This window comes from Streptomyces pristinaespiralis (genome assembly GCF_001278075.1).
GTDB lineage: Bacteria > Actinomycetota > Actinomycetes > Streptomycetales > Streptomycetaceae > Streptomyces > Streptomyces pristinaespiralis.
On record NZ_CP011340.1, the window covers coordinates 7,763,839 to 7,785,991 of the forward strand.

The following is a 22,153-nucleotide window of genomic DNA, read 5'->3' on the forward strand; positions in this document are numbered from 1 at the left end:
CCTTCAGGCCCTCCCCATGAAGCCGGCGCCGCCGACTGAGCCGTTGCCGACGCCGACCCCGATGACGCCGTTGCGCCCGGCCGGCCCGAACGCGCCGAGCCCGCCGCTGCGGGCGGCCCTGGCGAGCTGCTCCTTCTGCGCGAGATGTGCCATGTAGAGGTCGGCCCCGCGGTGCCCGGCGGGCAGATCGCTGACGCTGAGCACCTTCATGCCGATGCCGAGGCTCGCCCGGATCGGATTCAGGTTCACGTCGAACGCGGACTCGTTGATGGACAGTTCGGTCAGCCGCACGGGCATCACCCGCTTGGACCCCCAGGTGAAGAGGGTGAGCGGCATCTCGATCGGACTGATCTCGATGGTCCCCTTCTTGGTCTGCCGGGCGGCTTCCCGCAGCTGCGCGGTGGTCGGATGCACGAGCATCTCGAGGGTCGCGAGCTCGGGGTGGATCCCGTCGGGAGCGGCCACCTCGAACTGATCGGTGGCGTCGATCTCGGCGGTGAACTTCCAGGTCTCCTGAGCGGGGCCCTTGAGCCGGAGAGCCTCGTTCCTGTCCCCGGACCCACTGCCCCCTCCGCCGGCATCACCGGACCCTCCGGCGGCCTGTGGCGAGAGACTGCGCTCGAGGGTGTCGGGGTTGAACTGGAGCACGATGATGCGCTGGGGTGTGCCGCGCTCGGGGTCGACGACGACGATGCCGGAGCGGATGGGTTTGGGGATGTCGGCGTAGCGGGTCACAGGCGGGCCTCCAGCCGGTCAGCCAGGGAAGAATAATCGTGCTCCGGAAAAATGGTGGGGAAGAGCCCGAGCATTTGCTGCAGCCCCTCCACCGTCTCCTGGAAAAAGATGCCCTGCAGTGAAATGTCCGTGAAAAGGTACTGCCAGCCGAAGGTGCCTTTGGTGAGTACCAGCGCGGCCAGATAGTCGCAGTAGGTGGCATCCATTTTGATCAGGGGGGAATCCCGTCCCGGCAGGGTGCTCAGTCGTGCGTCGTAGTACCACATTTCCAGCGGATCGACGTGCTCCTGGAGACGGATGGCTGCGAAATGACCCGTCCCTGCATGCTGAGGAAAATCGACGACGCGAAGCTGGGTGAAGATCGCCAAGTCTCGCTCATTCGCAGTGTCGGCGGAGAATTGGGGGGCAGGTAGCAGAATGGAATCGTAAAGATCTCTGACCCTGAATTCACCACCGAATTCCGGAGACTGATTGACGCTGCGCCAGCGGCAAGAGACTTCCACCAGTCGGACATTGCACTCTCGCAGGGCGTCGTTCAAGGCCACGTGATCGAACCGGCGGAACATCGAAACGGATTTAGGATTGGCGGTGAGGCGCTCCTTCGTCGGCCCGCATTTGGAGAAGTCGACTGTGAGGTGCTCGCTCCCGAGGATCTCGTTGAGGGAATTCACATGATTCTGTTCGCTCTCTGAGAGAGTGCGCATCGCGGCTCCTTGTCGCAGAAGAATTGGTTGTCAGAAGGGGAGTGAGCCCCCCTCGGTCAGGATCTCATCGAGCCTCTTGTCGAAGTCCGGGAAGAAGGACGACGTTCTGCCGTGCCGGGCCTTCCGTGCATCCTCCCAGTCGATCAGCGCATCGATGAGCTCCTGCACATCGGCAACATCGCGGCCGTTCTTCCGCTTGAACTCCTTGATGGCTTTGTGGGCGGCCTCTGCAAAGGCCGGCGATACGTCTAGCAGATGCTTGAGCTGCCCTGATGTGGCGCCGTTGATGGTTATTCGCGCCCGCGACCCGGGTGTGGGGGGTTTCTCCGGCGCAACATGCTGTTCGTGGACGCCGCCCTTCGAGGCGTCCATCGTGACCCATTTACTCGTGTTGTTCTCTCGCTGCAGTTCGTGCCTCCCCCAGCGAGCCTGGATGTAGCTGGGGAACCCTTTTACTGCACCGGGGTGGTAGTTCACCCGAATGCGATACCAGATGGCCCTCTTGTTCGGTGCCTGTTCACTGACACCGAGGTACCCGTACGCATGCTTTTCGATGGCATCCTTGAATTTGGTATTGACTGATGGTCCCCGGGCAGGCACCAGGTTCGATCCAACGGCGGGGCCGCCGAGTTGGTCAGAAAGAAGGTGCATGCGGACCCACCAGTTGGACGGATCGGTGTTGAGTTTGTGCAAATTGAGATGCCGGAATCCGATCGGTTCGTTCCGAGGTGCCTTGTCTGCGCTCGAGCCATGAGAGTTGGCGTACATTTTGGTGATGTAACGGGCCTCGAAATCGTGAGCCAGCTGGTTGTTGGCGAATTTGGGGACCTGAGTGGGGGGAAGATCGGGGTCGGCCTGCACATCTTCGTAGTCTTTTACATCCCCTTGTAGGTTGTTCTTTCCGCGGATGACGGGCCTTCGAGGGTTGAGTGTGGCAATGATGGTGAAGTCGGGGTCACCCCCGAGGCGGTTGAGACTCGTAAGCCGATAGTGTCGACGTAGTCCGTCCAACAGGCCCTGATGGCTCGGGATGGAGATTCCCTTCTGCAGTTCCTTCCTCAGGATCCTGCGAATCCGTGCGACGATGAGGTCAAGGCGCCTCTCCTTCGACTCGTCGGAGTTCTCTTCCTGCTTGCGGTCGTTCTTCTTTTCGGATTTCTTCGGCTTCCTCGGGCCGCCGTCGGAGTCGTCGTCCTTCGGTTTACGGTCCTTGCCCTTCGGCCGGACCGGGTCCTGATCCTTGGGCTTGTCCGGGTCCTGGTCCTTCGGCTTGGTCGGATCCGTGTCCTTCGGCTTGGTCGGCGTCGCCTTGTCGTCCGGCTTCGGTGCCGTGGTGTCCTGGTCGTCCTTCGGCCGGGTGGAGTCCTTGTTGTCCTGCGGCCGGCCCGGGGTGTCGTTCTTCGGCTTGGGCGCGGGCGTGGGATCGGGCTTCGGTTTGGGCTGAGGGGTCGGTGGCGCCTTCGGCTTCGGGGACGGCGTCGGGCGGGTGTCCGGCTTGTCGTCGGTGCGGTCCTGCGGCTTGCCGTTCCGGTTGTCCGCGGCGGGCTTCCTGTCGCCGTTCGAGGGCTTGGGCCCGGCCGGCCCCGGCGTCGTGTCCTTGGGCTTCCCCGGCGGCGTGGTCCTCGGCCTGTCCTGCGGCGTCCTGTCCTTGCCCGGGGCGGGTGAGGTCGGCTTCTTGGGGGTGGTGGCGGGGGTCGTCGCCGGCTGGTTCTGGCCTTGCTGGTCCTTGCCCGGGCCGCGCTTGTCGCCGGGCGGTGCGGCCGGCGGCGCCGGGCTCTTGTCCTTGTCGCCCTTGGGCTTGCCCAGATCCGCCGCCACGCCCTTGAGACGCTGACCCACCTTCGCCACGTACTTGCCGATGCCGCTCAGCAGCGCCTCGTACGCCAGCTCCAGCAGCGCCACGATCCCCGCCGCGACCGCCTTCGCGAAGAGGATGCCCGCGCCGCCCTGGCGGACGGCCTTCAGCCAGGTGATGACCGCGCCGATCGCGCGCAGGATCTCGCCGAGCGCGCCGATGGCGACCTTGATCGCGTCGATGACCGCCATCGCCCAGCCCGCGCCCGGGATCAGCTTGGCGACGACCTTGGTGATGACGATCTCGCCGATGATGAAGGGGAGCTGCGGGACGATCGCGTCCCATGTCTCCTTCACGATCTTCTCCAGGGTGTAACCACCCTTGATCAGCTTCTCGATGATCGCCTTCGGGATGCCGATGATCTCCTCGATCTTCGACTGGAACCACGACTTCACTGCCGCCTGTACCTCACGGAACAGGTGGTTCTTCGCCCCGTCCACCGCGGAGTTCTTCGCGCCGCTCAGCCAGCCGCCCGGGTCGGAGAGGAAGTCGACCGCGATGAGCATGAAGTCACCGAGCGCGCTGAGGAGTTTGGCGGCGTGGTCGAGGACGGTCTTGATCGCGTCCACGACGGCCTTGATCACATCCATCAGCATCTTCTTGAGGACACTCAGGATGTCGCTCAGCAGCTTGGCGATGGCGTCGAGCAGATCGGTGATGATCTGCTTCAGTGCGGTGGCGAGCTTGTTGACGAGGGCGATCGCCGCCTCGATCAACGACGTGATGAACTTCCGGATCCGGTTGGCCAGTTCGATGACTGCCCGGACCATGTTCTTCGCGAACTCGATCAGATCGTCGATGAGATTCTTGATCGTGTCGACGATGAAGCTGCGGGCCTCGTTGATCCAGCGTTCGACGGTCTCCTTGAAGTTCTTGATGAAGCCGACGACCGCGTCGCGTGCCGCCTTGATGACGCGGACGATCGCGTCCTTGATCTCGATGACCTTCTGCTTGATCCAGTCGAAGGCCTTGGTGATCCAGTTGCCCGATTCGCTGACGCTGTCGTCGCGCTTCTTCTCCGCGTCGCGTTCGGCCTTGGTGTTCTCGTCCTTGATCTTCTTGTCGCCGTCCTCCTTCTCCTTGGTGACGTCCTTGTCGGTCTTCTCCTCCCGGTCCTTGACGTCCTTGCGTACCTTGTCCTGGCGTTCGGTCTTCTTGGTGCCGAGGTTCTTGAGTTCCTCGTCCTGCTCCTTGCGCCAGTCCTCCCGCTGGGTGTTGACGTCGCTCAGCGCCTTCTCGCGCTCGCCCGTCTGGCTCTGCGTGTTGGTCGCGATCTCGGCGTCGACCTTCGCCTTGTGCTTCGACTGCGAGTCGCGGAAGTCCCTGTCCTTGGTCTGCCGGCCCTCCGACATGCCCTTCTGGCCGTCCCCGAACGCCCTTTGGAACTGCGGACCGCTGTCGTGCTCGGCCACCTCCGACGCCGCCTCCGGCGGCACGGCACCCGTCGACGCGCCCCCCTCGGGCACGCCGCCCTTCCCCCCGTCCGGCCCGGGAACCTTCCCCTTCATCTGCTCCTTCGGAGCATTCGGATAGACCTGGTCCTCACCCATGCCGCGGGCGGAGTCCTCACGGGCCGTCGTGACGGTGTCCTGACCCTTGGTGTCCACGGCCGTGCCCTGCTCGCCCGCCGTCTGCTCGGCGGCGCCGGACATCTCCACGCCCGGCGCGTTGCCCGCCTGGGCCTGCTTGAGCGCCTCGTCCTTGGTCGGCAGGCCGGCGAACTTGGCCGCCAGTTCCTGCGCGTCCACCTCGAAGCCGACCCAGCTGAGCACCTTGCCGATGCCGAAGCCGAGGGCCATCTTGAAGGTGTCCCAGCCTCCGGGCTCCTCCGCCTTCTCCGCCTCGATCTGGCCTTCGGGCTCCTTGGCGCCCGTGACCTTGGCCTCCTCGTCCTTCGGGGCCTCGGACTTCTGCGCCGGATCCTGGGAGTACTGGGCCGGGGCGTCGGAGTTCGGCTTGCCCTCCAGCGTCTTCGGAGCGCCCGCCGGGCGCTGCATCGACGGCGGCGCCGACGCGAGGGTCTTGTGCTCGTCGCCGACGGTACGGTCCACAGAGCCGCCCACGCCGCCCATGGCCTCGAGGGCCTTGTGGGGCTTCAGCTTCGAGGCGGTGGACAGACCCGCCTCCGGGGACACGGCGGAAAGGTTCGGCGCCGGCCCGGAGTCCTTCTTCGCCTTCCTGGCCGCTGCCACCGCCCCGCCACGGCCGCGTGAACCGCCCCCGCCCTGCGGCGTCCTGGGCGCGGGCGCCGGCCGCCTCGACGGCGCGGCCTTGGGCGACGGAGCGGTCTCCGGTGCGGGAGCGGCGGCCGGAGCCTTCGCGGGCGCGGGGGCCGGAGGAGGCGCGGGCGCCGGGTTGCTCTGCGTGCTCTGTGCCGGGGCCGGGTCCGACGACGGGCCCTGGGCCTCACCGGCCGCGTCGCTGCTCGTCCCGCCGGACGTGTCCGTGTTGGACCCGCCGGTGACATGGGTGTCGCGCGCAGGGGAGGGCGCCGGCGCCCCGGCGGCCTGCTCGCCCGTGGCTGCGGGAGCCGGAGCTGCCGGCTTCTGCTCCTGCTTCGCCGCGGATTCCGGCGCCGCCTTGCCGCCTGCCGCCTGCGGCGACGACTTCTCCTGCGCGGCGACCGGGCGGTCGCCCGCGGCCGGGGTGCCCTTCTCCTCCTTGGCAGCGGCTTCCTGGGTCGCGTCGCCGCTCTCCGACGTGCCGGGCTTCTCCTGAACGGCCGTCTGCGCCGCGACGGGCCCGGCTTTGGGATCGGCACCGCTCTTGGGGTCCTTCGACGCCGGAGCCGGAACGGGCGGCGCCGCGGCGGCCTTCTCCAGGGCGAGCCCGCCCGGCTCGCCGTCGCCCGGCACGCCTTCTTCGTCGGCTTCCGGTGCCTCCGCGACGTCGAGGGCGTCTGCGCCGTCCTCTTCCGTCCCGGCCGCCGCGTCCTCGGCGTCCTCCGCGTCCCGTTCGGCCTGCACCTTGTCGGCCCTGGTGACCGGGGGAGCGGGGAACGAGGGGGCCGCGGGTGCCGCGGACGGGTCGGTGTCGTCCGCGGTGGGCACGCCGGACACGTCGAGGTCCTGTGCGGGCAGGAAGTCCTCCGGCTGGAGCTTGATGTCCCAGGCGCTCTTCTCCCCGCCGCCGACCTCCACCTCAGAGGTGCTGTCGGACAGCTCCTCCTCGGCCTCCTCCCGCGGACCGTCGAGGTCCTGGTTCCGTACGCCGTCGAGCCTGCTGAACGGGCCGGGGTCCTGTACGCCCTTGCCCGCTGCCGTGGGCGACCCGCCCGGCTTCTCCTGGCCCGCCCTGTCCTCGGGCCTGATCCGCTGTCCCGCCGTGAGCGCGTCGACCGCCCCCGGACGGTTCTTCGCCGCGGACTCCTCCTCGCTCGGGGCCTCGGCGACCTGCTGCTCCTCGCCCTCCTTGCCGCCCTGGGCGCCGGACTCCTTCTTCTCGCCCGCCTGCTGCCCGGCCGCCGATGCGCTGCCCGAGGACGCGCCGCCGGCCCCGCCCGCCGCGGCCTGCGACTGCTCCTGCTGAGGTGCGGAGGCGGGGGCGGCCTGCTCCTGCCCGGCGGACGCCTGTCCGCCGTCCGCGCCCGACTGCTCGCCGCCCCGCGGTGCCTGCCCGCCCTGCGGAGTCGTGCCGTCCTGTGCGGTGCCGCCGTTCTGCGGCGTACTCCCGGGAGCGCCCTCGGGGTCCGTCCGGTCCTTCTCCGGGCCCGGCGCCGGCGCGGGCCTTTCCCGGTCCTGTTGCTCCTCCTCCGCGGCCCGCTGTTCCTGCTCCCGCTCGAAGGCCACCTCGTCGAACAGATCGCTCTCGGCGTGCGGGGCGTCCAGCGAGCCCTGCTCCTGTTCCTGTTCCTGCTCCTCGTCGCCGTCGAGCTCGTCGACGATGTCCAGCAGCCTCTCGTGCTCCGAGCTGAGCAGCCGGCTCTCCAGCCGGTCGAGGACGCTGTCCCGCAACTCCTCCGGCAGCCGCGCGAGCTGACGCCGCGTGCGTTTCGACCGGTCCTCCGGATCGCCCCGCAGCGATCGCGCCACGCCGTTGGCCAGCCGGTCCACCAGCGTCGCCGGATCGATCTGCTCCAGCCGGCTCCGGTCCGCGTCCACGCGGGCGTACCGCAGCCAGCCGGGTGTCGCGGCGCCCGGCTCGACCTCGGGAGCGGCGGCCTCCTCCTCGCGTACGAGCGACTGCGCCGCCGACTCCGCCTCGCGCTCCATCGCCTGCTGCGGCAGGCTCACCGCGCCGGCGTCGCGGCCGGCCCGCAGCGTGCCGAGACCGTGCGGGTTCTGCACCGTGTGCAGCAACTCGTGGGCGAGGAGGCGCTGCCCGTCGAGCGTGCCGGGCCGGTAGGCGCCCTCGCGGAAGAAGATGTCCTGGCCGACGGCGACCGCGTCCGCGCCCAGCATCTCGGTGAGCGTGCCCGCGTCCCGGTCGGTGTGCAGCCGGACCCGGCCGAAGTCGTGCCCGAGCTGCTCCTCCAGCTCCCTGCGCACGCTCAGGTCCAGCGGCTGGCCCGCCCCGCTGACGATGTTCTTCGGCTCCGGGGCGCCGGACCTGTCCCGGTCCTTGCGCTTGCGCCGCTTGCCCGCCTGGTCCGACCGCGACTCCTGCGAGTGGGAGGTGCTCATGACGTCACCTCGCCACGGCCCGACAGGCCGGCGTGCACCGCGCGCGCCAGCTCCTGGCCCAGGCGGCGCGCGGACGCGGTCGCGGGCAGCGGCGGCAGCCCCGCGAGCCCGTCCAGCGCACGGCCGCCGTCCGCCGCGAGCGGCACCCCCCGCTCCCGTACGAGCCGGGTCAGCTCGGCCCGGAACGCCGCAGTGACGCGCTCCGCGTCGACACCCCGGCCGAAGCCGTCGAGCGCCAGCTCGCCGATCTCCACCCGCACGGTCGCCTCGCGCGGAGCCTCGTTCAGACCCATCCGTGGACCTCCGAAGGCGTCAGGGAGCGGTCCAGCTTGAGGTATTCGGTGCGGGCGGCCTCCAGCATGTGACGCATCCGCAGCCGCTCGCCCTCCTCCGCCGCGAGGAACGCGCCGGACAGCGCGATGTTGCGGATGGAACCGCCCGCCACGGTCAGCCGGGCCAGCAGTTCGGGGTCGATGTCCTTCATCGGCGCCTGTGCCGGCAGGACCCGGCGCCAGATCTCGGCCCGCTCGCTCTCCTGGGGGAAGGGGAAGTCGACCACGAAACGGATCCGCCGCATGAACGCCGTGTCCAGAGCCTGCTTCATGTTCGTGGTCAGGATCGCGAGACCCCGGTACGCCTCCATCCGCATCAGCAGATAGCTGACCTCGAGGTTGGCGTACCGGTCATGGCTGTCCTTCACCTCGCTGCGCTTGCCGAACAGCGCGTCGGCCTCGTCGAACAGCAGCAGGGCGCCGCCCCGTTCGGCGGCGTCGAAGACCTTCCGCAGGTTCTTCTCGGTCTCGCCGATGTACTTGCTGACCACCTGGGACAGGTCGATGATGAACAGATCCAGCCCCAGTTCCTTCGCCATCACCTCTGCGGCCAGGGTCTTTCCCGTGCCGGAGCCGCCGGCGAACAGGGCGGTGACGCCGAGGCCGCGCCGCAAGGTGTGCGCGAAACCCCACTCCTGATAGACCGTGGGGCGCCGGCGCACATGCGCCACGATCTCGCGCAGGAACTTCAACTGCCGTTCGGACAGGACGAGATCGCCCCACCCGGCCTGTGGCTCGATGCGCCGCCCCAGCTCGTCCATGCCCATCCGGGCCTCGGTCAGACCGGCCCGCCAGGCGAGCCCCGTCGCGTCCAGCTCGTCCTCACCGGGCAGGTCGCGTGCGACGGCCGCGCCCGCCGAACGCACAAGGTGCGGCGGCAGCTGGAACTGCGCCACGAGATCCCGCAGCGCGCTCTCGGGCACCTCCGGCACCCCGGCGAACGCCTCCGTCCACACGCCGAGTTGCTCGTCCGCGTCGAGCGGCGGCACGGTGACGCGCTCGCCCCGCGCGCGGGCCGTCGGCCGTGGCTCCTGGCCGGAGACGACGAGCGGCACGGCGGCGCTCTCGATGAACGCGTCGGCGGCGGCCGCCTGTTCGCGGTCCAGGTCACCGAACTCCACCAGCAGGGCGGCGGGCAGCAGGATCGCCTCCCGCTGCCACAGCCGTGCCAGCCGGTCCCGCTCGGCCGGCGCGGCGGGGATGTCGGCCGCCGACATCTCGTACAGGCCGAGCCCGGAGCGGCCGGCGGCCGCCGCGGCGATGTCGGCGCGGCTGCGCAGATCCCCGCCGACGAGTTCGACACGCAGCGGCGCTCCCGGGCCCGCGCCCGCCCAGCCGGCCGCGACACGGCTCGCCGCCAGGTCGTACGAGGCGGGGAGGAAGTCCGGTACGCCGCTGCGGCGCAGCATTCCGTGCAACCGGGGGTCCAGGTAGGGCGAGCCGGCCAGGAAGTGCAGGATGCGCTCGTCGAGGCGGAGCCGGGAGGCGGTGAGCCGGGTCTCGTCGTCGAGCTCGACGATCCGCCACCGCCGCAGGGGTGCGACGGGGGTCAGCGCGCTCCAGTGCGGCGCGTCGAGCGCCGCGAGGGCCAGGGAGAAGGTGGGATGGCCCCGCTCGGGATCCCCGCATGCCGCAGCGCACCGGGCGCCGGTGGTGGGATCGAGTTCGGCCGCGGCGGTGAGCAGCACGATGTCGCGTTCGAAGGGACTGAGCCCGAAGCAGGCCACGAGCGCGTCGAGCGAGGTGGGCCCCTCGGCGGGGGACGCGTCGCCGCGACGCGCCTCGTGTGCCGCGACGGCGCCGTGGCCCGCGTACGGCTCCGCCGCTCCGTCCGACGGGACCGTGCCCGCCCGGCCGCCCGGACCGGAGGCGTCGGTCGCCGGGGTGCCGGAGCCGGTGCTCGCCCGGCCAGGATCGCGGTCGTCCGCCGTCCCGGCGGCCGGGGTGGCGTGCGACGGGTCCGTGTCCGCTCGGTCCGAGCCGGCGGCGCCCTTCGCCCGGGTGGCGGGGGCCGGGTCCGCAGCCGCTCCTGCCCGGCCCGGCCCGGGGGCGTCAGCCGCCCGTGCGCCTGCCCGGCCCGGCCCGGGCCTGCCGTCCTGGCCCACTGACTCGGAGGCGTCGCCAGGCGCGTGCCCGCCGAGGTGCCCGGCCCGTGCCGCGTGCGCGTCGACGCGGGCCAGTACGGCCTGGATCGCCGACGTCAGCGCCCGGCCCTGGGCCGCCGCCTCGGCGTGGCCGCCGCCCTCCCTGTACGTGCCCATGTCCTCACCCGCCCCCGTCCGCGACACCCCGGCTCAGCTCTTTCCGTCCTGCTGCGGCTTCGGCCCGTCGGTTCCGCCCGCCCTGCGGGAACGGCCCGACGCCGCCCGCTTGACCGCCTGCTTCGCCGGCGTGCGCCCGCCTGCCGGCTGCTCCTTGCGGGCGCGCGCCGGTACGGACCGCTCGGCCGCCGCCTCTTCACCCGCCCCGGCGCCTGGCGTCTCCTTTGGCGCGGCGGTCCCCTCGGGCGCGTCCCCCGCGCTCCCGGACGGTGCGCCGGAGCCGGGCGGCACCGGCGCACCCGGCGCGCCGAACGGCAGTACCCGTACGGTCCGTTCCCTCACGGGCTGCGCCGGGACGGGGCGCTCGCGGCCCTCGATCAGCACCAGCGAGGCCTGGTACGCCACCGACAGGGCGTACGGGGTCTGGTGCAGCATCCCCCACAGCTTCGACGTCTCGTCGATGTCCATCACCGTCGGCGTGAAGCGGACCTTCTGCGTCGACGCCGCGAGATCGGAGCCCGCGAGATACGGCGCCTGGGCCGCCAGTTCGATGACGTCCTTCGGCAGCACGGGGATCTCGTGCAGGGTGCGGATCACACAGCCGATGAGCCGCTGGCCGACGAGCGTGGCCTCCTCCCCGTAGGCGCTGATCAGGTAGTGCAGGTCCAGGGCGGCGGCGGGGCGTTTGCGCAGGGTGCCGTCCGGGCCGCGGGTGGGCAGGTCCGTATGGCGCATGGCGGCGTTGGGCGTCACCTGGTACAGGAACACCGTGATGGTCGGGTCGGTGGGCGGCTCGTTCGGCGGCTTGCGCGTCTCGACGTTGACGGCGAGGTCCATCTCGGGAGCCAGATTGTCCGCGATGAGCAGGCTCAGCGCCTGGGTGACCGTCGCGACGGCGAGTGCGTTGCTCATGTCCTCAGTCCCTCTTCCCGCCGCGTGAGGCGCGTGACAGATAGTCGTCCAACGTCAGTGCCGGCGCGGCCCTGCCGGAGCCGGCCGCGGGCCGCCGGTCCTGGCCGGGCGGCGGTGCGGCGCTGACCTCCAGCCGGCCGATCTGCACATGCACGACCCGCTCGGCCTGCTTCGGCGCACGGCGGCCGGCAGCGGCCCGGGCCGCGCCGCGGGCGGCCGCCGTGTCCGACCCGCGCGGCACCGGCGCGACAGCCGCGGGAACGGGCCCCGCGGCGGGCGCCTGCCGGACCGCGGGCGCCGTGGCGGGCGGCGCGGTGTCCGCGGGGTCGGCGGTGCGGCCGCGACGCCTCGCGGGTGTCGGTGACTGCTGCGGAGCCGGCCGTACGTGGGGCCGTTCCGCGGCCGAGGGCCGAGGCTCCGGCTCCGGCGCCGCACGCCCCGCCCGCGCCGGGTCGTCCGGCCGGATCCGCTCGGTACGCACCACCGTGTGGCGGTCGGTGCGCACCTCGTGCTCGTGGCGCACACTCGTGGCCGGCGCGGCCGGTGCCGCGGGCGCCGACGGGATCAGTGCCGCCGGCTCGTCCGGGTCGGGCGGACCGGACCGGAGCGCCTCGACACGCTCGAACGGTCCGGGCAGGCGCGGCCGCACACGCGCCGGCGCGGGCCCGGCCGCACCCAGCGGGGTGTACCGGGCGAGCAGCCGGTCGAAGTGGTCAGACATCTGCGCACAGCTCCAGGTAGTAGCGACGCCGCAGCGGGCTGAGCGCCAGGATCTCCGGCTCGCTCCACCCGTAGGCGGTGGCGAGCAGATGGACGTCGAGCATCAGGTCCCGCGCCCAGGTGTCGAGTTCGGTCCACAGGTAGGAGGTGATGTCCAGCTCGGCCGGGGTGGCGTCGCCGCATTCGGGGCAGGCGACGGTGAGCCGTACGTCCGCCGTGGGGTCGGCCTCCGCCGCCGCCTGTGCGATCCGCCGCTCCACCCGCTCGGGCAGCAGTCCGGGCAGGGCGTCGGCGTCGACAGGTTCCCCGTCCCGCAGCGCCCGCAGGGTGCAGGCCCGCACGAGCCGGCCGCGCGCCTCCGCGGGGCCGGACGCCGTCGCCGCCGCCGCGAGATCGGCGACGGTGGGCAGCCGGAACTCGACCACCCACTCGCCCTCGGTGACCCGCAGCGGTTCCCGCGGCAGTTCGGCCCCGGCGCCCAGCACCCGGGCGTCGAGGTCGAACTCCATCTCCTCGCCGCACGCACCGCACTCGACACGCACCTGCATCCGCTCGCCGAACAGCGCGCGGCGCAGCGCCAGCAGGTCCGCCTCCCGCTGCCCGACCGGTACCGACAGCAGTTCGTCGGTACCGGCCCCGGGCCTGGCGGCCCGGTGCAGCAGCAGTGAGCGGTCGGACGGGTGCTGTGCCAGCCCGGTCTCCCAGACGGCCAGCAGTTCGGCCGGCCCCGCGGCCGACGCCCCGATGGGACCGTTCATCGTTCGCCCCTCCGCGCGCGGACGGCGGTCAGGCCGGGTACGTGAAGGACGGTTCGACCGGCTCCGGCACCTCGTAGTCCCGCTCCCAGCCCTCGCACTCGAGCTTGACGCTCTGGATGGCGACGGCGTTCGCGTTCGCGTCGAGCTCGCCGAGGACCTGGTACTCGCTCACCCAGGCCCGGTAGAGCTTGTGCGAGACGGCCACCTGCCCGGCCTCGTTGAGGACCTGGATGATGATGTCCTTGCGGAAGTCGCGCAGCGACACCTCGGAGCCGAGCCCCGCCCCGACCTGCCACACCTTGTTGGCCCACCGGTCGAACTCGGGGTCGTGGGTGACACCGCGTTCCAGGGTGACGCCCTCGAACTCGGAGCGGCCGGGGGACTTCCGCGGCGAGCTGGGATCGCCGCCGTGCCGGTGCTTGACCACTTCCGTGGTGCGCTTGAGCGGACTGATCTTGCTGATGCCCGCGACCGTCCGACCGTCCCACAGGACCAGGAACTTGAAATTCTTGTAGGGGTCAAAACGATGGGCGTTTACCTGGAACTCAGCCATCGGTTTCCTTTGTGTTCCTTTTCCTCGGGCCTGGAGACTATGAGAGGTCGAACTGGCCGGCCATCTGCTGGATCTTGACGATCACGAACTCGGCGGGCCGGACCGGTGCGATACCGATCACGACATTCACCACGCCCCGTTCGATATCGGCGTCCGTGGTGGTGTCCTTGTCGCATTTCACGAAGTACGCCTCACGGGGCGTGCCGCCCTTGAACGCGCCCAGACGGAACAGATCATTGAGATACGCCGACGCCTTCAGCCGGATCTGCTGCCACAACTGCTCGTCGTTCGGCTCGAACACGACCCATTGCAGGCCGCGGTACAGGCTCTCCTCCACATGGAGCGCGAGCCGTCGCACCGGCACGTATTTCCACTCGCTGTCCAGCGCGTCCGCGCCCTTGAGCGTCCGGGCACCCCACACCAGCGGGCCCACGACGGGGAAGGTGCGCAGGCAGTTGACGCCCAGCGGGTTCAGCAGGCCGTTCTCACGGTCGGTGAGCCGGACGCTGAGCGAGCGGACGCCGGCGAGACGCGCCTCGGTGCCCGCGGGCGCCTTCCACACACCGCGTTCGCCGTCCGTGCGGGCGATGACACCCGCGACCGCGCCGGACGGCGGGAACGCCCGCAGCCGGCCGGTGAGCGGGTCGGTGAGCTGCAGGTGTGGGAAGTACAGGCCCGCGTGGTCGCTGCGTACGGAGTCGAACGCGCCGATCCCCGCCCGCGCCGAGTCCACGCTGCCCCAGGTCGACGGAGAGTCGACCAGCAGGAAGATCCGCCGTTCACGGCAGAGTTGCTCCGCCGCGGAGATCACCGTGACCATGTCCTCCGTGGACGCGTACGACGCGAGCTCCGGAAGCGCCAGCAGGTTGACGTCGTCGACGTCGCGCAGCGCCTGCACGCCCGTCTTGTCCGCCGCGCTGCCGATGAGATCGCGCGGCCCGGGCGCGTCGCCGTCCTTGCCGCCCGCGAGCGCGAAGACCGGCGGGTTCACCGACGCCTCCAGGCCGAGGTCGTTGGCGCACTCGCCGACGAAGCGTACGACGTCGTCGGGGTCCACCGACCCGGCGACGACCTGGAGCCGGCGGCCGAAGGCGGTGACCTCGGCCCCCGCGTAGGCGTGCTTGCCCGGCGCGTCGGGCAGGGCCCGCAGCTTGCGCTCCAGCAGCAGGGCCAGTTCGGTGACGTCCGTCGGCGGTTCGCCGTCGCGGTCGGGCTCGTAGAACGTGAACTCCCGCTCCACGTCACCGATCTTGACCTTCACCTCGACGTTCAGGTCGGGCAGGTCGGCGGCGAAGGGCTTGGAGACGGTGCCCGACGGGTCGGGCCGGTCCTCGTCAAGGACCTTCACCCGTACCAGCGACGAGCCCGCGTTCACGACCGTCTCCGCGAAGCGGCCGTGGCCGGAGTGCATCGACAGGCCGGTGAAGGTCTCCCGCGCGTCGCCACGCGCGTCCAGGACATGCAGGTTGAACGTCTTGTCCGGCGTGGGGGTGTCGTGGTCCACGGCCACCCGCAGGCCACAACCCCATACCCCGGGCTCCTTCGCGTGCACCTCGAGCACGGGACACTCGCTGCGCCCCTCCGTGGAGTCGAGCGTGACGCAGGCCTCTTCGCCGGTGCCGGCCTTGGCCACACGGACGACGACGGCCACCGTGCCGCCGTTGCCGAAGAACTGGTGCACCGCGTAGCCGACGGCGCTCTGGGCGGTGAGGCCGCCGAAACGCCTCTCGAAGTCCGCGAAACTCGTGATGCGCACCGGCTGGTTGAGCGGGCCCCGGCGGGTGTGCCCCACGAACGCGGTCACCGATGTGGTGACCGAGGCGATGGTACGGACGCTGCTGGGAAGTTCCTCGATGTATACGCCGGGATAGCCCATGTGCGTCGGCATTCCCCCTCCATTCCCTTCCGCGCACCAAGAGATGGGAAGAGGGGGTCGAGAATTGCTCGCATGCGTTCAACGCATGCGAGATCGTCGCTGTTTTCCCCCGCCGCACACCCCGTGCGATATCGGTCTCGCAGGGCCATTCGCAGGCGCGTGCGCCTGTGGCTCCTGATGCATGAGTGCCACTGCGAGTCTCGTTCGTCGCTCGAGTGCGGGTCAAGAGACCGATTCGGTCAGTGGTGCGGATGATGCATGTGAATGCCGGCCGCACGGTAATCGCATGGTCAGCGGCGTGCGGGGGGTCGAATATGGAGACGAATTCACGATCACTTCACATGAATCGGACGTGTGAGGAGTGATTCAGGCCGATCGGGAACGGCTCTCGGCGCGCCGTCTTGCGCTCTGTTGGCGGGGATGTGTCCACCGATTCACCCGATCGTGAGCGAGTTCGACCGTGCCGTTCGAGCCGGCGCGGGCCGGGTGGGCCGTGGGTGTGCTGCGCACGTGTCCGGGGGGTGTGGCGGGTGACGTGTGGTCAGTCGCCTGCCCGGCCCTGGGCGTTGTGACACGCGGGCCCGTGACCCGGTGGATTTTGATGGTGCCTTGACAAATTGCCCCCGGCTCGCCAGCATGCAAAACACTCGCACGACGGAGACAAGAGTTACGCGATCAACGCAAGAACTCTGCATGGGTGACAGGTCGATGAGGCTCGGCCGACTGCCCCTGCGTACCCGCAATGCGCGACGGCGCGCGCCTTGCCTGACACACCCCCACACCAGGTCAGGAAGGAAGCCCATGTTCCTACGCCCCTTCAGGGCGTGGTCGCTCGGCCTTGCCGTGTTCGCGCTCGTGCTGCCGGGCGCCGCCACCGCGACCGCCACCACCACGACCACCGCGTCGGCGGCCGGCGCGGCCGATGCCGCCACGACGGCCACACCGGCCAGGACGACCGCTAGGACCGTCGCGGTCGGTGCCCGCCGGAGCGACATTCCGCCAGGCGACTACCAGCAGGTCCAACTCGCCTACGGCCCGGCCGAGATGGGCGAGGCCATGTCGCTGGCCGTGCTGCCCGACCGGGCCGTGCTGCACACCGCCCGCGACGGCACGATTCGCCACACCGACGCCGCGGGCAACACCAAGGTCGCCGGCCGGCTGGACGTCTACACCCACGACGAGGAAGGCCTCCAGGGCGTGGCGGCCGACCCCGGCTTCGCCACCAACCGGTACGTCTACCTCTACTACTCGCCCGGACTGGACACACCCGCCGGGGACGCGCCGGCCACCGGCACCGCGGCCGACTTCGAGCCCTGGAAGGGACATCTCAACCTGTCCCGCTTCACTCTCCGCGCCGACAACACCCTCGACATGGCCAGTGAGAAGGTCGTCCTCGAAGTCCCGAACGACCGCGGGCAGTGCTGTCACGTCGGCGGCGACATCGACTTCGACGCCGCAGGGAACCTCTATCTGACCACCGGCGACGACACCAACCCCTTCGAGTCGTCCGGGTACTCACCGATCGACGAACGCACCGCCCGCAACCCGCAGTTCGACGCCCAGCGGTCCTCCGGCAACACGGCTGACCTGCGCGGCAAGGTCCTGCGCATCAAGCCCACGCCCACCGGCGGCTACACCGTCCCGCCGGGCAACCTCTTCGCCCCGGGCACGGCGAGGACCCGCCCCGAGATCTACGCGATGGGATTCCGCAACCCCTTCCGGATGTCCGTCGACAAGGCCACCGGCACCGTGTACCTGGGTGACTACGGTCCCGACGCCGGCGGCGCGGACACGGCACGCGGTCCCGGCGGCCAGGTCGAGTTCAACCGCATCACCCGGCCCGGCAACTACGGCTGGCCGTACTGCACCGGCACCAACACCGCGGCCGAGACGTACAACGAGTACACGTTCCCCAGCGGTCCCTCCGGCGCCCGGTACGACTGCGCGGGCGGCCCCGTGAACAACTCCTTCCGCAACACCGGGCTCACCACCCTGCCCGCCGCCGCACCGGCCTGGATCAAGTACGGCGACGCCGGCTCGCCCCCCGAGTTCGGCAGCGGCTCCGAATCGCCCATGGGCGGCGAGGTCTACCGCTTCGACCCGGACCTCGTCTCCGCCGTGAAGTTCCCCGCGTCGCTCGACGGTCGCTTCTTCGCTGCCGAGTACGGCCGCCGCTGGATCAAGTCCGTAGAAGTGAAGGCCGACGGCTCCCGCGGCGTCATCGAGGACTTCCCGTGGACCGGCACGCAGGTCATGGACACCGACTTCGGCCCCGACGGGGCGCTTTACGTGCTCGACTACGGTTCCGGCAGCGGGAACCAGGCGCTGTACCGCGTCGAGTACCTCGGCGGCAGCAACCGCAGTCCGGTCGCCAGAGCCGCCGCCGACCGGACCTCCGGACCCACCCCGCTCACGGTCGCCTTCTCCTCGGCGGGCAGCTCCGACCCCGAGGGCGGCCCCCTCACCCACCGCTGGGACTTCGGCGACGGCGCCACCTCCACGGCGGCCCACCCCGGCCACACGTACACCACCGCGGGCACCTACCGGCCCACGCTCACCGTCACCGACCCGGCCGGTCTCAGCGCCACGGCGAGCCTCGTGGTCACCGTGGGCAACACCGCACCGAGCGTCACCCTCACCACCCCCGGGGACGGCGCGCTGTTCAGCTTCGGCGACACCGTCCCGTTCGCCGTCACCGTCACCGATCCCGAGGACGGCCCGGTCGACTGCTCCAAGGTCAAGGTCGCCTACCTCCTCGGGCACGACAGCCACCGCCACGAGATCACGTCGAAGAACGGCTGCTCCGGCACGCTCACCATCCCCACGGACGGCGAGCACGACAGCGCGGCGAACCTGTACGGCGTCCTCGACGCCGAGTACACCGACCGGGCCGGGCTCACCTCGCACAGTGTGCGTATCCTCCAGCCTCGCCACCGGCAGGCCGAGCACTTCGGCGGGCAGTCGGGCATCCAGACCGCCGACCACGGCGGCGCGGAGGGCGGCAGGACCGTCGGCTTCACCGACGACGGCGACTGGATCTCGTTCGAGCCGTACCGTCTCGGCGACGCGGAACGCTTCACCGCCCGGGTCTCGTCCGGCGGCGCAGGCGGCACCCTCGAGGTCCGGGCCGGTTCGCCGACGGGCGCCCTGCTGGGGTCGGCGGCCGTCGCCCCGACCGGCGGCTGGGACACCTTCGCCGAGGTCCGCGGCGGCCTGGCGGGAGCCCCGGCCGGTACGACCGAGCTGTTCCTCGTCTTCAAGGGCGTCACCGGGCAGGGCAACCTCTTCGACCTCGACGCGTTCACCCTCTCCGGCTCCGGGACACCTGCCACATCCGTCGAGGGTGAGTCGTACTCGTCGGGGTCGGGTGTGCAGGTGGCGGGGCACGGGGGCGCGAGTGGTGGTGCGACGCTCGGTTACATCGACAACGGTGACTGGGTGGGGTACTCGTCGGTGTCGACGGTGGGTGTCGGGTCGTTCACCGCGCGGGTGTCCTCGGCGGGGGCGGGAGGGACGATCGAGGTGCGGTCGGGTTCGCAGAGCGGGCCGCTGCTGGGGTCGGTCCAGGTGGCTCCGACCGGTGGCTGGGAGACGTTCACGACGGTTTCCACGGCGTTGACGGGCGCGGGCTTTGGTCCGTTGTTCCTGCGGTTCACCGGCGGAGCCGGAGCCCTGTTCGACATCGACACCTTCACCCTCGCGTGACCGCGGGAGGAGAGGAGACAGTGATGCGCACATCCTCAGGACGTCCGGGGCGGCGGCTGCCCGCCGTCGTCGCGGCCCTCGCCCTGGGCGCCGGCGCCGCGGTCGCCGTCCCCGGCGCGGACGCTCAGGCCGCCGACCCCGCCTACCAGGTCCTCGTGTTCACCAAGACGGCCGGCTTCCGCCACGACTCGATCCCGGCCGGCGTCGCGGCGCTGCGCACGCTCGGCGCCGCGAACAACTTCACCGTCACGGCCACCGAGGACAGCTCGGCCTTCACTCCGGAAGGCCTCGCCGGATACGAGGCCGTGGTCTTCCTCAACACCACCGGCGACGTCCTCGGCGACGCCCAGCAGAACGCACTCGGGTCGTACGTAGAGGCGGGCGGCGGATTCGTCGGCGTGCACGCGGCGGCCGACACCGAGTACGAGTGGGCCCACTACGAGCAGCTCGTCGGGGCCCGTTTCAAGAGCCATCCCGCCATTCAGCAGGCCACCGTCATCAACGAGGACCGCAGCCACCCGGCGACCGCTCATCTCGGGGCGGAGTGGAGGCGCACCGACGAGTGGTACAACTACCGCACCAATCCCCGTCCCGGCGTCCGTGTCCTGCAGAGCCTCGACGAAGCGTCGTACAGCGGCGGTGAGATGGGGGCGGACCATCCGATCACCTGGTGCCACGCGCAGGGCGCCGGCCGCTCCTTCTACACCGGGCTCGGCCACACCGCGGAGTCGTACAGCGACCCGGCCTTCCGCGCGCTCCTGCTCGGCGGCATCCGCTACGCGGCCGGCGTCGCCCCGGCCGACTGCGGCTCCGGCGGTGGCGGAACGGACCCCGTGACCGTCGAGGGTGAGTCGTTCTCGTCGGGGTCGGGTGTGCAGGTGGCGGGGCACGGGGGCGCGAGTGGTGGTGCGACGCTCGGTTACATCGACAACGGTGACTGGGTGGGGTACTCGTCGGTGTCGACGGTGGGTGTCGGGTCGTTCACCGCGCGGGTGTCCTCGGCGGGGGCGGGAGGGACGATCGAGGTGCGGTCGGGTTCGCAGAGCGGGCCGCTGCTGGGGTCGGTCCAGGTGGCTCCGACCGGTGGCTGGGAGACGTTCACGACGGTTTCCACGGCGTTGACGGGCGCGGGCTTTGGTCCGTTGTTCCTGCGGTTCACCGGCGGAGCCGGAGCCCTGTTCGACATCGACACCTTCACTCTGGAGACCGCGCCGGCCGCCGGCGAGGGGCTCTCCCCGAACGTGCACCTCTTCTACTACCCCTGGTACGGCAGCCCCTCCGTGCTGGGCAGTTGGCGTCACTGGCAGCAGGGCGGCCGCACCCCGCCGGACGACATCGGCGCCGACCTGTACCCGAAACTCGGCCCCTACGACTCCGGTGACATCACCGGGGCCGTGGACCAGCACATGCGGTGGGTCGCCCGGTCGGGCGCCGGTGTGATCGTCTACAGCTGGTGGGGCCGCGGCGGCTACGAGGACGGCCTCGCCCGCAAGGTCATGGACGCCGCACAGCGTCAGGGGATCAAGGTCGCCTGGCACCTGGAGCCGTACGGCGGACGGACCGCGCGGTCCACCGTCGACGACATCCGCTACATCAACGACACCTACGGCAGCCACCCCGCCTTCCACCGGGACGCCGCGCACGGCAACCGTTCGGTGTTCTACGTCTTCGAGAGCCTGCGCATCGGCGACTGGTCGGCCCTCGACGAGGTGAGGGGCACCAGCATCGTCCTCGCCCAGACCACCGACACGACGAAGGTCGCCCACTTCTCCGGCCTGTACACCTATGACGGGATCGCCGGCGCGACCGCCCCCGGCTGGAAGCAGGCGGGGGAGTACGCCAGGGCCAACGGCCTCGTCTGGGCCCCGTCCGTCGCCCCCGGCTACATCGACGACCGCGCGGTCCCCGGCAACACCACACCCACCCTCGGGCGCGACAACGGCGCGGCCTACGACAGGCAGTGGTCCAATGCCCTCGACCCCGCCGTCGGCGGCGATCCCGCCTGGGTGTCGGTGACCTCGTTCAACGAATGGCACGAGGGCAGTTCCATCGAACCGGCCGCCGCCCGGCCGCCCGCCGGCCACGGCTACCAGACGTTCTCCGGCGCCTACGGGAAGACGGGCGAGGCCGCGGAGACCGCGTACCTCGACCGCACGAAACTCTGGGTGGACCGCTTCGAGACGGCCCGGGCGGCGGCCGGTAAGGCGGGCGGACCTTGATGTGAGCACGGAGCAGCGGGCGGCGGCCTGTCCCGGCCGCCGCCCGCTGCTCCGTGCCGAACCCTCAGATGCCCTGCCAGTCCGGCTTCGCCGCGTAGGTGGCGCGGAAGTAGTCGGCGAGCTTCAGCCCGGCCGCCGCCGCCTCGTCGACGACGACGGTGGCGTGCGGGTGCAGCTGCAGCGCGGAAGCCGGCACCAGCGCGGAGAGCGGGCCCTCGACGGCGAGCGCCACGGCGTCCGCCTTGGCCTCCCCGGTGGCGAGCAGCACCAGGTGCCGGGCCTCCAGGATGGTGCCGATGCCCTGGGTGATGACGTGGTGGGGGACCTGCTCGATGTCACCCTCGAAGAAGCGGGCGTTGTCCACCCGGGTCTGCTGGGTGAGCGTCTTGATACGGGTACGGGAGGCCAGCGAGGAGCACGGTTCGTTGAACCCGATGTGCCCGTCCGTGCCGATGCCCAGCAGCTGGAGGTCCACGCCGCCGGCCTCGGCGAGCGCGCGGTCGTAGGCGACGCAGGCCGCGGCGACGTCCTCCGCCGAACCGTCGGGCCCCATGAAGGAGTCCTGGTCCAGCCCGAGCGGTTCGACGACCTCGCGCAGCACCACGGAGCGGTAGGACTCGGGGTGTCCCGCCGGCAGGCCGACGTACTCGTCGAGCTGGCAGACACGGGCGCGGGAGGCGTCCACCTCCTTGTTCGCCACCTTCGCCGCGAGGGCCTGGTAGATCGGGAGGGGGGTGGACCCGGTGGCGACGCCGAGAAGGGCGTCGGGCTTGCGTCGCAGCAGGTCGGCCATGGCTTCGGCGATGAGCTCGCCGCCCGCGGCGGAATCCGGAACGATGACAACTTCCACGAAGATCCCTGTCTCTGAAGCGCTCAGTGGTGTAGACCAATCTACCTGGTA

Annotated in this window: 13 protein-coding genes; 2 read left to right on the forward strand and 11 right to left on the reverse strand. The window is 70.8% G+C overall.

From position 1 onward, the window contains the following. Window positions 1-3 precede the first annotated feature (3 nt). The 10 genes from SPRI_RS33355 to SPRI_RS33400 are packed head-to-tail and all read right to left on the reverse strand — an operon-like array spanning window position 4 to window position 15,340. Entirely contained in the window at window positions 4-735 is a 732-nt protein-coding gene (locus SPRI_RS33355; RefSeq protein ID WP_037775442.1) for a hypothetical protein, read from the reverse strand. Then, window positions 732-1,439 (reverse strand): hypothetical protein, encoded by a 708-nt coding sequence (locus tag SPRI_RS33360; RefSeq protein ID WP_005321001.1) that lies wholly within the window; start codon window positions 1,437-1,439, stop codon window positions 732-734. Before SPRI_RS33360 ends, SPRI_RS33355 begins: the two co-directional genes overlap by 4 nt. A gap of 30 nt (window positions 1,440-1,469) precedes the next feature. Continuing rightward, window positions 1,470-7,916 (reverse strand): eCIS core domain-containing protein, encoded by a 6,447-nt coding sequence (locus SPRI_RS33365; RefSeq protein ID WP_063805370.1) that lies wholly within the window; start codon window positions 7,914-7,916, stop codon window positions 1,470-1,472. Beyond that, window positions 7,913-8,209: a hypothetical protein gene (locus SPRI_RS33370; RefSeq protein ID WP_053557616.1), complete on the reverse strand. Its 297-nt coding sequence runs from the start codon at window positions 8,207-8,209 to the stop codon at window positions 7,913-7,915. The genes SPRI_RS33365 and SPRI_RS33370 overlap by 4 nt, the downstream gene beginning before the upstream one ends. Then, on the reverse strand, window positions 8,200-10,509 hold the full coding sequence (locus tag SPRI_RS33375; RefSeq protein ID WP_053557617.1) for an ATP-binding protein: 2,310 nt from the start codon (window positions 10,507-10,509) through the stop codon (window positions 8,200-8,202). The genes SPRI_RS33370 and SPRI_RS33375 overlap by 10 nt, the downstream gene beginning before the upstream one ends. A 33-nt stretch (window positions 10,510-10,542) precedes the next feature. Continuing rightward, complete coding sequence (locus SPRI_RS33380; RefSeq protein ID WP_078951327.1) at window positions 10,543-11,421, reverse strand: DUF4255 domain-containing protein; 879 nt, start codon at window positions 11,419-11,421, stop codon at window positions 10,543-10,545. Window positions 11,422-11,425: 4 nt separating this feature from the next. Next, window positions 11,426-12,142, reverse strand: coding sequence for a hypothetical protein (locus tag SPRI_RS33385; RefSeq protein ID WP_053557618.1), 717 nt, complete (start codon window positions 12,140-12,142; stop codon window positions 11,426-11,428). Continuing rightward, window positions 12,135-12,899: a T4 family baseplate hub assembly chaperone gene (locus tag SPRI_RS33390; protein WP_053557619.1), complete on the reverse strand. Its 765-nt coding sequence runs from the start codon at window positions 12,897-12,899 to the stop codon at window positions 12,135-12,137. Before SPRI_RS33390 ends, SPRI_RS33385 begins: the two co-directional genes overlap by 8 nt. Window positions 12,900-12,927: 28 nt before the next feature. Next, entirely contained in the window at window positions 12,928-13,452 is a 525-nt protein-coding gene (locus SPRI_RS33395) for a phage tail protein (protein WP_005321009.1), read from the reverse strand. Window positions 13,453-13,489: 37 nt separating this feature from the next. Further along, window positions 13,490-15,340 carry a phage tail sheath C-terminal domain-containing protein gene (locus SPRI_RS33400; RefSeq protein WP_037775447.1) on the reverse strand — a complete coding sequence of 617 codons (1,851 nt, stop codon included), beginning with the start codon at window positions 15,338-15,340 and terminating at the stop codon, window positions 13,490-13,492. A 789-nt stretch (window positions 15,341-16,129) separates the two neighbouring features. Here SPRI_RS33400 and SPRI_RS33405 point away from each other — a divergent pair. Together SPRI_RS33405 and SPRI_RS33410 are read left to right on the forward strand one after the other, a co-directional pair. Next, on the forward strand, window positions 16,130-19,033 hold the full coding sequence (locus SPRI_RS33405; protein WP_053557620.1) for a carbohydrate-binding protein: 2,904 nt from the start codon (window positions 16,130-16,132) through the stop codon (window positions 19,031-19,033). Between the two features lie 23 nt (window positions 19,034-19,056). Further along, window positions 19,057-21,252 (forward strand): ThuA domain-containing protein, encoded by a 2,196-nt coding sequence (locus tag SPRI_RS33410; protein ID WP_053557621.1) that lies wholly within the window; start codon window positions 19,057-19,059, stop codon window positions 21,250-21,252. A gap of 64 nt (window positions 21,253-21,316) precedes the next feature. Here SPRI_RS33410 and nagB read toward each other — a convergent pair whose 3' ends face one another. Continuing rightward, window positions 21,317-22,102 (reverse strand): glucosamine-6-phosphate deaminase, encoded by a 786-nt coding sequence (gene nagB / locus SPRI_RS33415; protein WP_005321014.1) that lies wholly within the window; start codon window positions 22,100-22,102, stop codon window positions 21,317-21,319. Window positions 22,103-22,153 lie beyond the last annotated feature (51 nt).